This is a genomic window from Thauera sp. AutoDN2 (genome assembly GCF_051280715.1).
Taxonomy (GTDB): Bacteria; Pseudomonadota; Gammaproteobacteria; order Burkholderiales; family Rhodocyclaceae; genus Thauera.
Map to the genome: position 1 here is coordinate 93,381 of NZ_JBNCAR010000004.1, position 12,771 is coordinate 106,151.

The 12,771-nt window shown below is 66.8% G+C and carries 10 protein-coding genes; 5 read left to right on the forward strand and 5 right to left on the reverse strand.

The window, feature by feature from the left end; translation table 11 throughout:
* The first annotated feature begins 21 nt into the window (after positions 1-21).
* Both ACPT9U_RS03985 and trxA read left to right on the forward strand, forming a co-directional pair.
* Complete coding sequence (locus tag ACPT9U_RS03985) at positions 22-2,496, forward strand: TRAP transporter fused permease subunit (protein WP_435749965.1); 2,475 nt, start codon at positions 22-24, stop codon at positions 2,494-2,496.
* Positions 2,497-2,615: 119 nt separating this feature from the next.
* Positions 2,616-2,999: a thioredoxin gene (gene trxA / locus ACPT9U_RS03990; protein WP_435749966.1), complete on the forward strand. Its 384-nt coding sequence runs from the start codon at positions 2,616-2,618 to the stop codon at positions 2,997-2,999.
* A 114-nt stretch (positions 3,000-3,113) separates the two neighbouring features.
* On the opposite strand, the gene ACPT9U_RS03995 is transcribed toward trxA, so the two are convergent.
* On the reverse strand, positions 3,114-5,180 hold the full coding sequence (locus ACPT9U_RS03995) for a BCCT family transporter (RefSeq protein WP_435749967.1): 2,067 nt from the start codon (positions 5,178-5,180) through the stop codon (positions 3,114-3,116).
* Positions 5,181-5,283: 103 nt separating this feature from the next.
* A complete protein-coding gene (locus ACPT9U_RS04000; protein WP_435749968.1) occupies positions 5,284-6,183 on the reverse strand; it encodes a LysR family transcriptional regulator in 900 nt (299 codons plus the stop codon).
* A 153-nt stretch (positions 6,184-6,336) separates the two neighbouring features.
* On the opposite strand from ACPT9U_RS04000, the gene ACPT9U_RS04005 reads away from it, so the two are divergent.
* Together ACPT9U_RS04005 and ACPT9U_RS04010 are read left to right on the forward strand one after the other, a co-directional pair.
* Positions 6,337-6,744: a TerB family tellurite resistance protein gene (locus tag ACPT9U_RS04005; RefSeq protein WP_418363884.1), complete on the forward strand. Its 408-nt coding sequence runs from the start codon at positions 6,337-6,339 to the stop codon at positions 6,742-6,744.
* Entirely contained in the window at positions 6,744-6,980 is a 237-nt protein-coding gene (locus ACPT9U_RS04010) for a phosphate-starvation-inducible PsiE family protein (protein ID WP_435749969.1), read from the forward strand. Before ACPT9U_RS04005 ends, ACPT9U_RS04010 begins: the two co-directional genes overlap by 1 nt.
* A 33-nt stretch (positions 6,981-7,013) precedes the next feature.
* On the opposite strand, the gene ACPT9U_RS04015 is transcribed toward ACPT9U_RS04010, so the two are convergent.
* Both ACPT9U_RS04015 and ACPT9U_RS04020 read right to left on the reverse strand, forming a co-directional pair.
* Positions 7,014-8,651: a methyl-accepting chemotaxis protein gene (locus tag ACPT9U_RS04015; RefSeq protein WP_435749970.1), complete on the reverse strand. Its 1,638-nt coding sequence runs from the start codon at positions 8,649-8,651 to the stop codon at positions 7,014-7,016.
* Positions 8,652-8,785: 134 nt separating this feature from the next.
* Positions 8,786-9,730 (reverse strand): ribose-phosphate diphosphokinase, encoded by a 945-nt coding sequence (locus ACPT9U_RS04020; RefSeq protein ID WP_435749971.1) that lies wholly within the window; start codon positions 9,728-9,730, stop codon positions 8,786-8,788.
* Positions 9,731-9,948: 218 nt separating this feature from the next.
* Here ACPT9U_RS04020 and ACPT9U_RS04025 point away from each other — a divergent pair, with 218 nt between their 5' ends.
* Positions 9,949-11,556 carry a SulP family inorganic anion transporter gene (locus ACPT9U_RS04025; RefSeq protein WP_435749972.1) on the forward strand — a complete coding sequence of 536 codons (1,608 nt, stop codon included), beginning with the start codon at positions 9,949-9,951 and terminating at the stop codon, positions 11,554-11,556.
* On the opposite strand, the gene ACPT9U_RS04030 is transcribed toward ACPT9U_RS04025, so the two are convergent.
* On the reverse strand, positions 11,544-12,767 hold the full coding sequence (locus ACPT9U_RS04030; protein ID WP_435749973.1) for an exo-beta-N-acetylmuramidase NamZ family protein: 1,224 nt from the start codon (positions 12,765-12,767) through the stop codon (positions 11,544-11,546). The genes ACPT9U_RS04025 and ACPT9U_RS04030 overlap by 13 nt on opposite strands.
* Positions 12,768-12,771 lie beyond the last annotated feature (4 nt).

The following is a 12,771-nucleotide window of genomic DNA, read 5'->3' on the forward strand; positions in this document are numbered from 1 at the left end:
CGGGGCACACCGTCGAGGACGGTGGTCGCCGCCCGGGTCGCGATCCTGTGGACGCTGTTTCAGCTGTGGGTGGCGTCGCCGCTGCCGGTGGCGCTCGGCGTCGGCCAGTTCGCCGTGGGGCAGGCGCGCTCGATCCATCTGGCCTTCGCGCTGCTGCTGTGCTTCCCGCTCGTGCCCGCGACGTGGCGCGGGCACGAGCGGGTGGTGCGACTGGTCGACCCGATGCTCGGCGTGCTCGCCGCTTTCTGTGCGGGCTATACCTTCATTTTCTACGCCCAGCTCTCCACGCGGCCAGGTGATCCGTGGGCGATCGACGTCGCCATTTCGCTCGCCGGGCTGCTGCTGCTGTTCGAGGCCGCGCGCCGCCTGCTCGGCTGGCCGCTCGTGATCTTCCTGCTCGTGCTGCTCGCCTATGTCCTGCTCGGCCCGCTCGCGCCTGACCTGATCGCGCACAAGGGCGCCTCGCTTGCGCACATGATGGACCGGCTGTGGCTGGGAACGGACGCGGTGTTCGGTGTTGCGCTCGGCATCTCGGCGGAGTTCATCTTCCTGTTCGTGCTGTTCGGCGCGCTGCTCGAGAGCGGGGGCGGCGGGGCGTATTTCGTGCGCAGTGCGCTTGCGCTCGTCGGCCACATGCGCGGCGGGCCGGCGAAGGCGGCGGTCGGCGTGTCTGCGGCGACGGGGCTGTTCTCCGGGGCGTCGGTGATCAACGTGGTGTCGACCGGCCCGCTCACCATCCCGCTCATCAAGCGCATCGGTTATGCCCCCGACAAGGCCGCGGCGATCGAGGTGGCGTCCTCGGTCAATGGCCAGGTGATGCCGCCGGTGATGGGCGCAGCGGCTTTCCTGATGGTGGAGTACGTGGGCATCCCCTACACCGATGTGCTGCGCCACGCCCTGATCTCGGCGCTGGTCGCCTATGTCGGGCTGCTGATCATCGTGCACTTCGAGGCGGTGAAGGCGGGCATCGAGGGCCTGCCCCGCGAGCCGGTTCGCTGGCAGGCGTCGCTGCGCCGCCTTCTGCGCGGCCTGGTAGGCATGACGGCGGTGCTGGCGCTGCTCGCGGCGCTGGTGCCTTTGGCCAGGGTGTGGGTGCCGGCGGCGGGGCCGCTGGTGGTGGGGGGCTTGCTGGTGCTGGCCTATCTGCTGCTGCTGCGCTTCGGTGCGGCGAGCGCCCTGGAGGACCCCGGGGCGGGGCTGGTCTCGGGGCTGCGCACGCGGCCGGGTGAAGTACTGCGGGCCGGCCTGTACTTCCTGCTCCCGGTCGGGCTGCTGGTGTGGAACCTGATGGTCGAGCACGACGCGCCCGCATTCGCGGTGTTCTGGGCACTCGTGTTTCTCGCCTTCATCGTGCTCACGCAGCGTCCGCTGCTGGTCTGGCTGCGCGGCCAGCCCCGCGCGGCGCTGCGGCAGGCGTGGCGGTCGGGCGTCGAAGACCTGGCGAACGGCGTGTATGCGGGTGCGCGCGGTATGCTGGTGGTGGCGGTGGCGACTGCCGCGGCCGGGGTGGTGGTCGGGGTCGGGTCGCTGACCGGCATCGGGCTGGTGATGACCGAGGTCGTCGGGGTGCTCGCGGGCGGCAACATGCTGCTGATGCTCGCCCTGGTGGCGCTGGTCTGCCTGATCCTGGGCATGGGTCTTCCGACCACCGCGAACTACATCGTGGTGTCCGCGCTGATGGCGCCGGTGATCGTCACCCTGGGTGCGGAGTATGGCCACCCGGTGCCGCTGATCGCCGCGCATCTGTTCGTGTTCTATTTCGGCCTGCTCGCCGACGTGCTGCCGCCGGGCGGACTGGCCTCGCATGCTGCGGCGAGCATTGCGGGCGCCAACCCGCTGCAGACGGGGGTGCGCGCGTTTCGCTATTCGATGCGCATGGCAGTGCTCCCTTTCATGTTCGTGTTCAATCCGCAACTGCTGCTGATTGGCGTCGATCACCCGCTGCATGCGGTACTGACCGTCGCCGCAGCCACTGCCGGGGGCTTCGTGTTCATCTGCTTCAACCAGGCCTGGCTGCTGATGAAGACCACTCTCCTCGAGCGCCTGACCCTGCTCGTGGCCTCGTTCATGCTGTTCAACCCCGCGATGTTCGTGAATCCGCTCTGGCCCGCCCAGGAGCGTGTCGAGGTCGAGGTGATGAGCGCCGCGATCGAGGCGGCCTCGGTGGGCGAGCAGTTGCGTCTGGTCTTCGCGCGCCAGCCGGAGGAGGGGGCGTCGGCGGAGCGGGTGGTGATGCTGCCCATCGCGGCGGGTACGCGCTGGTCATCGCGCTTCGAGGCGATCGGCATGCGGCTGGTCAGCGAGGCATCGGGCGCCCGTGTGGCGGAGGTGAGCTTCGGCAGCGCCGCGGAGCGGATCGGCGTGCTGGCGGGTGATCGCCTGGTGGCGCTCGAGCGCGATCGGGGCGGACCATCGGCGCAGTGGCTTTACCTGCCCGCGCTCGCGCTCGTGGCCTGGGTGTGGCGGAGGCAGCGCACGCGCAGGGCGGCCGCATGAGTGCGCGGTGTGGCTTGCCGGGTCCGGGCAATGCGGGTGGCGCGAGCGACCGGCGCGCCGGGACAGGCTGTGGCGCCGGGTGTATCATGAGCCGTCACTAATATTTACCTGGGGCTTACATGGCAACCCTCGAACTGACCGCTGACAACTTCAACGAAACCGTCGAGCAGAACCCGATCGTCTTCCTCGACTTCTGGGCAGCCTGGTGCGGTCCCTGCCGCAACTTCGCACCCACCTATGAGGCGGCGTCCGAAGCGCATCCCGACATCGTCTTCGCCAAGGTCGACACCGAAGCACAGCAGGAACTGGCTGCGGCCTTCCAGATCCGCTCCATCCCGACCATTGCGGTGATCCGCGAGGGGGTGATGGTGTTCCGCGAGTCGGGTGCGCTGCCTGCGAGCGCACTGACCCAGGTCATCGATGGCGTGCGCGGTCTGGACATGGATCAGGTGCGCGCCGAGATTGCCGAGCAGCAGGCCGAGGGAGGCCAGCAGCAGGCCTGATCGGTCGCCCTCTGCGGGCGCCTGACGAATGCAAAGGCGCTGACAACCGGAAATCAGGTTGTCAGCGTTTTTTTGCGTTCCGCGCCGCCCACAGGCGTGCCGGTCGTGGGACCATCACTCCCGCGGCGACACTCGTGGCCGCCGTGCGGCTTCTCCGGCCTGTGCCTCGTTCAGCATGTCGTCGTGCTCCTGCATCTTCCACGGCAGGCTGCCCGGCGAGATGTGCAGGAAGTGCAGGTACTTCTCGAACTGGTCGAGGATGTCGTCGATGATCTGCTGCACCTCGTAGCCGTAAATGTCGTACGACTGCCCGCCACGACGCAGGAAGACCTCGGCGCGGCAGTAGTGCGCGGGGTTGTCCTCTGCGACCTCGGGGAAGGCGTATTCGGGCATGGCGTACTCGACCATGCGGATGTCGTAGATGAAATCGATCTGGCCTTCCTTGAGCACCTCGATGTAGGCGCGGCCCGACTCGGCGTCGACCACCACCTCCGAGGTCCAGCCCTGGCTGGCGAGCTCGCGCTGAACGTGCTTCATGCTGTCGGTGACCGAGCCGCGGATGAAGGCGGCGACCTCCTCCCGTGCCGGGAAGCGCACGAGCTCTTCCAGGCGCTTCTTCCACGTGCCCGAGCCGGTGCGGCTGCGCGCCATGTGCGACTGCAGCGAGACTTCGCGATGGCCCTCGATGATCAGCGCCCGCCACATGCCGAAGGCGGCGACGAGCATGATGATCGCGAACGGCAGCGCGCTGGCGATGGTCATGGTCTGCAGCGCCTTGAGACCGCCGGCGAGCAGCAGCACGGAGGCGACCACGCCTTCGGTGATGGCCCAGAAGGCACGCTGCCAGGCCGGCGTCTTCGCCGCGCCGCCCGAGGCGAGCGCGTCGATCACCAGCGAGCCCGAGTCGGACGAGGTGACGAAGAAGGTCACGATCAGGATCACGGTCATGAACGACACGATCGCGGTCAGCGGCAGACGCTCGAAGAGCTTGAACAGCGCCAGCGCGTGGTCGGCCTGCACCTCGTCGATGAGCGCCGTGTAGCCCTCGACCATGATCAGGTGCAGCGCGGTGTCGCCGAAGATCGAGAACCACAGGAAGGTGAAGATCGTCGGCACCAGCAGCACGCCGAACACGAACTGGCGGATCGTGCGCCCGCGCGAGATCTTGGCGATGAACAGCCCCACGAACGGCGCCCAGGCGATGGTCCAGCCGAAGATGAACAGCGTCCAGTTGCCGATCCAGTCGCCGCGCGAGTAGGCCTGCAGGTTGAAGGTGCGCTCGACGATGTTGTTGAGGTAGGCGCCGGTGTTCTGCAGGAAGGTCTCGAGGATCATCACGGTGGGGCCGACTGCGAACACGAACAGCATCAGCGCGACCGCCAGCACCATGTTGAGGATCGACAGGTTCTTCACCCCCTTGTCCAGGCCGGCAACCACCGAGATCAGCGCCAGCGCGGTGATCACCGCGATCGCGATCACCTGCACCGTGGTGCCGACCGGGATCGACGGCCACAGATAGTTGAGGCCGGCGTTGATCTGCGTGACCGACAGGCCGAGCGTGGTGGCGATGCCGAACAGCGTGCCGAGGATGGCGATGACGTCCACCGTGTGCCCGATCGGGCCGTGGATGCGCTCGCCGATGAGCGGATACAGCGCCGAGCGCATCGACAGCGGCAGGCCGTGGCGGAAGGCGAAGTAGGCCAGCACCAGACCCACCAGGCCGTAGATGCCCCAGATGTGGAAGCCCCAGTGGAAGAAGGCGATCTGCATTGCCTGGCGCGCCGCGTCCACGGTCTCGGCCGCGCCCTGCGGCGGCGAGGCGTAGTGCAGCACCGGCTCGGCCACGCCGAAGAACAGCAGCGCGATGCCGTAGCCGGCCGAGAACAACATCGCGAACCAGGCCGGAAAGCTGTACTGCGGGGCAGCGTGGTCAGGGCCGAGCTTGATGTTGCCCCAGCGCGAGAAGCCGATGGCGACGATGAAGACGAGGAAGATCGCCACCGACAGCATGTAGAACCAGCCGAAGGTCCTGGTGATCCAGGCTAGCGTCGACGAGAAAAGCTCGCCGGCGAGTTCGGGGTTGCTGATGGTGCCGACCACCAGTAGGAAGGTGACGACGACCGCTGGCGCGAACACCGGGATCAGGATGGTGGAGCTGCCTTTGTTATCTGCTGGACTCATCGGGTCTCCGGAATGGACGAAAACGGGCATCTGCGCAAACGACCGCCTGCGGTGCGAAGAATTTGTGCAAATGGGAATGCCTGAATTTTAGCACGTTGAAAAATCAGCTCATTTTCCCGGCCGCTTCATGGATCGCTTGCATGGCCGGGTGCGACAGACGGCGTTCGGTGGTGATTGCGTACACCTGGGTGGTGACGCCGGTGACCTCACCCAGCGCCTGCACGCCGTACTGCTGGCAGACGTAGTCGGCGATCATCGTTGGCGCTGCGAAGGCGCCTGCACTGGCCTGGCCAAAGGCCTTCATCAGTGCGCTGTCGTCGAATTCGGCCACGATCGAAGGCTGCACGCCATGTGCATCGAACCACTGCAGCAGTCCGGCGCGATGGGTGACGTCCTCGCCCGGCAGCAGGAAAGGCGCGCCGTCGAGGGTGGCGGGAAAGCCGTTGGCGAGGCGGGCAGCCAGCGCGGGTGCGGCGAACATCGTCAGCGAGCTCTCGCCGAGCAGGGTGCTGTGGCCGCGCACGCTGACGGTGGGCGGGATCGGCCGGTCGGCGATGATGAGGTCGAGCCGGCGCACCGCGAGCTCGGCCAGCAGCTCGGCGAGCGGCGCCTCGCGGCATACCAGGCGGCCGGGGCGTTCGGTGTGCAGCGCGGGTTCGATCAGCCGATGCACCACGGATTTGGGCATCGCGTCGGGAATGCCGATGCGGAAGGGCAGGCTACGGCGCAAGCTGTCCTCGCGCACGCTTTCGAGGATGTGGTCGCCGAGCGCGAAGATGCGCTCGGCGTCGCCGAGGATCCGCTCGCCGGCCTCGGTCAGCACTAGGCGGCGCCCGCTGCGCCGGAACAGGGTCACGCCGAGCGCACCCTCGAAGGTAGCGAGTTGGGCGCTGATCGAATGCGGCGCCAGTCCCAGCAGGCGTCCAGCTTCCGCGATGGTGCCTGCACGGGCGACCGTCCAGAAGTAGCGCAGGTGCTTGAAGTTGAGTTCGCTGGTCGCCATGGCGCTTGGTTCCGTCGAAAAAATCGATTTCTAGACTAATCGTAGTCGACTTTTTAAAGGATAGCTGCTGCCGTAGTCTGCACCTGTCGCCGCAACGCACCCCCACCAGGACGGTGGCGGCCGACGAGACCGCATACAAAAGGAGACCACGCCATGCGCCACTACGAAACCGACAGCACCCCGGCGGCTGCCCGTCTGCTCGCCCTCACCGTGCTCGCCGACGGCGGGCTGGACCGCGACGAGGTCGAGGCCATGATGCACACCGACCTTGCGCGTCGGCTCGGCATCGGCAGCGTCGAGTTCGAACGCATCCTGCGCGAGTACTGCGAAGACCTGCTGGCGAGCGCCCACCACATGGACGGCCTGCGCCTGAAGCTGGCCGACGAGGTTCTCGACCTGCTGCTGGAGGACATCACCGACCCAGCGCTGCAGCAGGCCATGCTGCGCGCGATGCAGGAGATCGTCAGCGCCGACGGTGTGGAAACCTCGACCGAGGTCGAAGTGCTGGCGAGGGCACTCGAGAAGTGGAGCAGGCGCCCGCACGCGCGGGCGCTCAACTGATGGCTGGCTGGCGGCCAGGTTCGGGACTAGGGCGTGGTCGTCAGCCCTGCGGCAAGGGAGGCCAGGATGGACAGCAGCGGGATCAAGCGATCGCGACCGCACTGATGGCGATCGCGCGCAAGGTGATCGTCCTCGACCTCAGCACACTGGAGCCCATGTACCTGTTCGCGATCGGCGTCATCGTGCTCGCGCTCGGCGTGACCTACTGGCTCGTTTCTGCGCGGCCTGCCGAGTAGGCCGCTCTGGACGGGGCCGAAAGCCCCGATCCGCTAGAGGATGAAGCGGCTGACCTGTTCCTGCATGCGCGCTGACATTTCCATCAGCCGTCCCGTTGCCGCAGAGGTTTCCTTCGTGACGTTGTGTATGTCGTCGGCACTTTCGGCGATCCCCTCCACGCTGCGGGCGACCTCGGTCGAGGCCGTAGACTGCTCGCTCAGGGCGAGATCGATGTCGTGGATGAGTTCGGCGACCCGACGCGCGATCTCCAACAGCGATTCGATGCTCTGCCCGGCTTCGTTGGCATGCTCTACGCTACGGCCGACTGCGGATACGCCCTCATCGATTCGTGTGACGACCTGTGTGGTGGAGTGCTGGATCGAATCCACCGTCGAGGTGATCTCCCCGGTGGACTGAGCGGTTCGTTCCGCGAGCTTGCGGACCTCATCCGCCACGACGGCGAAGCCGCGCCCCTGCTCGCCCGCGCGTGCAGCCTCGATTGCCGCATTGAGTGCGAGCAGGTTGGTCTGGTCGGCGATCTCCTTGATCACGTTCACGATCTCGGAAATCTTTCGCGATTCGTCGGCGAGATTGCGGATGCCTTCGGATGCGGTGTTGACGACCACCGAAACTCGGTCGATCTCCTGCTCGAGCTTTTTCAGTACGCTGCGCCCCGTGCGCGCTTTCGCATCCGATTCCTCGGCCGCCTTCGAGGCTTCGCCCGTGCGCGTGGAGACTTCGTTGATCGAGACGGTCAGCTCTTCGATACTCGCCGCGATGCTGGACGCCGCGTTGCTCTGCGCGTCTGCGCTTCGCTCGAGCTGCCCGATCCCGTCGCCCAGGTCTTTCGCAGCATCGCCAAGGGTCGAGGAGGAGGTGCGCGTCTGGCCGATCGTGTCGCGCAGCGAACTGCGCATGGATTCGACCGCCTGGAGCAACTGGCCGATTTCGTCGCGGGTCCGCGCGATCGCCGGCCCGGATGCGGGGACCAGGCGCCCCTCCGCGATATCGTTGGCGGCCGAAACCACGTGCCGAAGCCGCCCGCTGATTCGCCCCGCCAGCAAGATCGACAGCAGTGCCGCAAGAATGCTGCCGGCCACCAGCGCGATGATCGCGATCTGTTTGGCCTGCTCGGCTGCAGCCGTGCTCGCGTCACGGATCTGCTTGCCGCGTTCGTTCTGCTGCTTGACCAGTGCGGATGTGGCGTTGGCCACCTGGGTGCCTGCGGCGAGCCATTCCTCCTTCTGGAGCCGGTCGGCTTCGAACCTGTTCCCCTGACGCACAAGATCCACCGCCTTCGTGACCGAGTTCTCGTACGCAGTGGTCGCAGCGATGAATGCCTCCAGCAGGGAAGCTTCTTCTGCCGTGCTGACGAAGCCCCGGTACTCGGCAATCTTCTCCGACAAGGTCGCGGCAATGCTCTGGAGCGATTTCTCGGTCTTTTCCCTTTCGGCGTCGGATTCTGCGAGCATGAACTCGAGGCTGCGGATTCGGTAGCGCATCCGTGTTTCGCTGAGCGTTCCAGCCAGCGCGAGCGCGGGCATCGTTTGCGCCGTGATCTCGGTCGTGCGCTGCTGGAGCCTGTCGATCTGAACGTAGCAGACCAGAATCGCCAGAATCAGCAAGCTGCCAGATACGAAGAAGTTCACCACGAGCTTCGCTCGCAGGCTGAGGTTGTCGAACCAGTTCATCTCGGTCTCCAGGGGGCTGGTTTTTTAATGTTCGTATAAACAGTGAACCTGGTTTAACGACTGAACGCCCTCGGCCTTGAGAGAATTTGACCACGGTCCGTCGGCATGGCGCCCGCCCGTAGAATGCGATTGTTCTATTCGAACAGGGCGCCCACGCTCTGGCCGCTGTGAATGCGCTCGATTGCGGCGGCGAAGAGTGGGGCGACGTTCAGCACGGTGAGCTTGTCGAAGCGCTTCTCTACCGGCAGGCTCACGGTATTGGTGACTACGATCGAATCGATCGCGGCCTCGCGCAGGCGCTCGATCGCCGGCCCGCACAGCACGCCGTGGGTGGCTGCGGCGTGGATGCTGCGTACGCCGGCCGCGCGGAGCGTGTCCACCGAGGATACCAGCGTGCCGGCGGTGGCAATCTCGTCCTCGAAGATCACGATGTCGCGACCTGCAACTTCGCCGACCACGTAGCCCTGCTTCACCTGCGTGTCCGACACCCGGCGCTTGTCGATGATCGCCATCGGAATGCCGAGCCGTTCCGAGAAGCGGCCGGTGCGCTTGGCGCCACCGGCGTCCGTGGCGACCGCCACCATGTTCGACAGGTCGTAATTGCTGCGGAAATGTTCGGCGATGATGGAGACGGCAGTCAGGTGATCGACCGGTACGCTGAAGAAGCCATGCACCTGGTCGGCGTGCAGGTCCATGGTCAGCACGCGGTTCGCGCCTGCGGTCTGCAGCAGGTCTGCGATCAGCCGGCCGGTGATCGAGATGCGCGGCGCGTCCTTCTTGTCCGAGCGCGCGTAGGAATAGTAGGGGATGACTGCGGTGATGCGCTGCGCGGAGGCGCTGCGCAGGGCGTCGAGTGTAACCAGCAACTCCATGATGTGTTCGCTCACCGGCTCGGTGAAGGACTGCACGACGAAGACGTCACGCTCGCGTACGTTCTCGTGGATCTGCACGCGCAGGTTGTCGTTCGAGAAGCGCGAGATATCGATCTGTCCAGGGCGCAAGCCCAGGCGTTGGCTGATGTCGCAGGCAAGGTCGCGGCTGGCGTTGCAGGCGAAGATCTGAAGGCCATGCTTGATCATCGGGGCGTGTCTCCTGTGCTCGGGGGCTGCATGCGGAAGGGAGGGCGTGCGCCGCTCGCGCGCAGCCCTCATGCTACGGGAAGTTTTCGCGTGCAGGCGTGTCCTGACCGCTTGCGCGGCAAGGTTTTTTCCCACATCTTTCCGGTCTGAGGGCGGACCGGCGAGATGACGCACAAAAGAATGCGCCGCGGCCTCCATCGCCACACCGGGAGACGTGCATGGGGGATCTGGGTAAGGCGTTCGGGCGCCTGCGCGGCGATTTCTTCGGCGGCCTGACGGCTGGGGTGGTCGCGTTGCCGCTGGCGCTCGCCTTCGGTGTGGCCTCCGGGGCTGGCGCTGCGGCGGGGCTGTACGGTGCGATCGTGCTCGGTCTGGTTGCGGCCCTGTGCGGCGGCACGCGCACGCAGATCTCGGGGCCAACCGGGCCGATGACGGTCGTGTTCGCGTCCGCGCTGCTGGCGGTGGGGGGCAACATCGGCCTGGCCATGGCCGCGGTCCTCGTCGGCGGTCTGGTCCAGATCGCGCTTGGTCTGCTGCGTGCAGGCGGCATGGTCCGCTTCATCCCCTACCCGGTGGTTTCCGGCTTCATGAGCGGCGTGGGCGTCATCATCGTGCTGCTGCAGACCGCGCCGCTGCTCGGGGCGACGCCGCAATCCTCGCCCCTGGGTGCCGCACTCGCGCTGCCGGATGTGATCGCGGCGTTCAACGGGCAGGCGCTGCTGCTCGGCTTCCTCACCCTGCTGGTGGTCTTTCGCATGCCGATGGCGGTAAGCCGGATCGTGCCGGCGCCTCTGGTCGCGCTCATCGTCATGACGGCGCTATCGGTCACCGCCGGTTTCTCCGTGCCGGTGATTGGAGACATCCCCGCCGGGCTGCCCGATCTCATGCTTCCCTCTGTTTCGCTGGAGACGTGGACGACCGTGCTGGTGCTCGGCATCACACTCGGCATGCTGGGTGCGATCGACAGCTTGCTCACTTCGCTCGTGGCCGACTCGATCACGCGTACCCGCCACCAGTCCAATCGAGAACTGATCGGGCAGGGACTGGGCAATCTGCTGTGCGCCTTCGTCGGTGGCCTGCCGGGGGCAGGGGCGACCATGCGTACCGTGGTCAACATCAAGTCCGGTGGCCGTGGGCGCGCATCGGGGGTGATGCATTCACTCTTCCTGCTCGCGCTGCTGTTGGGGCTGGGGCCGCTCGCGAGCGAGATCCCGCTCGCGGTGCTGGCGGGCATCCTGATCAAGGTCGGCATCGATATCCTCGACTACCGCCTGCTGCGCCTGCTGCGCACCGCCCCGCGCACAGACGTGGCGGTGATGCTTGCGGTGTTCGTGCTCACCGTGCTGGTGGACCTGATCGTGGCGGTCGGGGTGGGGGTGGTGCTGTCGATGGCGCTGATCATTCATCAGCTCGTTCGCCAAGCCCGCTTCAATGTGCGTCCGCTGCCGCATGCCGAACGCGTGCTCGAGGGGGACGGTGGCGCGGACCTGGAGAGCGGTATCCGGGTGATCGAGATCGACGGTGCGTTCTTTTTCGGGTCGGCGAGCCAGCTGCTTGACCGTGTGGATCAGGTCATCGGAACCCGCATTGCGCTCTTCGACTGCAGCCGGGTGCCCTTCATGGATCTGTCGGCGCAGTTTGCGCTCGAGGAGATGATCGAGCGTCTACGCGCGCAGGACATCGAGACGCTGGTGGTGGTGCCCACGGCCATTCTCCCGCAGTTGCAACGCCTGCGCGCGCCCTGCCTGCCGGTGGCGATCCTGCGCGACGATCTGCCGAGTGCGCTCGCCGAGGCGCGACAGCGCGTGGCGGCTCAGGCCGGATAGCGCAGAAAGGGGGCGCGGGCCTGCTCCCACGCCGCTTCGTCGGCGCGCGCTGCTTCGTCCAGCGCTTCCGCAGGTGCGTGCGGGTCGTCCACCCATTCGCGCAGCAGCGGCGAGCCGTTGATCAGGTCGATTGCGAGCCGGTCGAACTCGTACTCGTAGCCGAAGTCGCGCCACAGCGGATATTCGGGCCACAGGCGGCGGATGGCCTTGAACGCAAGCGCCTGTACCCGCCAGGGGCGGAAGGTGGCGTGGTCGTAGTGCGCGGCGTCCTCGACGTGGATCTGTACGCCTGTGCACAGCTTGCCCGCATGCTTGTGGAAGGTGGGCTCGAACCAGCATGCGCGCAGCAGGCAGCCTTTGAGCCAGTTCGGGGCGAGGGCGCGCATCTCGGCGATGAGCGTGCGCGCGTCGAGGTCCGGGGCGCCGAAGAGCTCCAGCGGGCGGGTGGTGCCGCGGCCTTCGGACAGTGTCGTGCCCTCCAGCATCACCGTGCCTGCGTAGGCGCGCGCCATCCATAGGTTGGGCGCGTTGGGGCTGGGGTTGATCCAGGTCCGCTCGCCCAGCGGCCAGCCATGTCCGGGCGCGACGCCCGGCTGCCAGCCCTCCATGTCGATCACATGCAGGTCCACATCCAGCCCGAGCGTGGCCACGAACCAGTGTGCGAGTTCGCCCATGGTCAGGCCGTGGCGCATCGGCAGCGGGCCGGCGCCGACGAAACTCTCCCAGCCTTCGCGCAGCAGCGTGCCCTCGACTGGCCTTCCGGCGGGGTTGGGGCGGTCGAGGACCCACACCGACTTGCCATGCAGTGCCGCCTCTTCCAGCACGTAGCGCAGCGTGGTGATGAAGGTGTAGATGCGGCAGCCCAGATCCTGCAGGTCGACCAGCAGCACGTCGAAGCTGTCCATCATCGCCGCGGTGGGGCGGCGCACCTCGCCGTACAGGCTGAACACCGGGATGCCGAGCAGCGGGTCGGTGTAGTCGGGCGACTCCACCATGTTGTCCTGCTTGTCACCACGCAGGCCGTGCTGGGGACCGAACGCCGCAGACAGGCGGATGTCCGGCAGGGTGGCGAGCGCATCGAGGGAGTGGGTCAGGTCGCGCGTGACCGAGGCCGGGTGCGCAAGCAGCGCGACCCGGCGTCCGGCCAGCGGGCGGCGCAGGGCAGGCTCGGCGAGGAGACGGTCGAGGCCGAAGCGGACAGGGGAGGCCATGCCT

Excerpts from the sequence above, each read along its gene's own strand:
- ACPT9U_RS03995 (WP_435749967.1), bottom strand. The coding sequence starts at position 5,180 with ATGAGTCCAGCAGATAACAAAGGCAGCTCCACCATCCTGATCCCGGTG.
- ACPT9U_RS04000 (WP_435749968.1), bottom strand. The coding sequence starts at position 6,183 with ATGGCGACCAGCGAACTCAACTTCAAGCACCTGCGCTACTTCTGGACG.
- ACPT9U_RS04025 (WP_435749972.1), top strand. The coding sequence starts at position 9,949 with ATGGGGGATCTGGGTAAGGCGTTCGGGCGCCTGCGCGGCGATTTCTTC.
- ACPT9U_RS04005 (WP_418363884.1), top strand. The coding sequence starts at position 6,337 with ATGCGCCACTACGAAACCGACAGCACCCCGGCGGCTGCCCGTCTGCTC.
- trxA (WP_435749966.1), top strand. The coding sequence starts at position 2,616 with ATGGCAACCCTCGAACTGACCGCTGACAACTTCAACGAAACCGTCGAG.
- ACPT9U_RS04030 (WP_435749973.1), bottom strand. The coding sequence starts at position 12,767 with ATGGCCTCCCCTGTCCGCTTCGGCCTCGACCGTCTCCTCGCCGAGCCT.
- ACPT9U_RS04015 (WP_435749970.1), bottom strand. The coding sequence starts at position 8,651 with ATGAACTGGTTCGACAACCTCAGCCTGCGAGCGAAGCTCGTGGTGAAC.
- ACPT9U_RS04010 (WP_435749969.1), top strand. The coding sequence starts at position 6,744 with ATGGCTGGCTGGCGGCCAGGTTCGGGACTAGGGCGTGGTCGTCAGCCC.
- ACPT9U_RS04020 (WP_435749971.1), bottom strand. The coding sequence starts at position 9,730 with ATGATCAAGCATGGCCTTCAGATCTTCGCCTGCAACGCCAGCCGCGAC.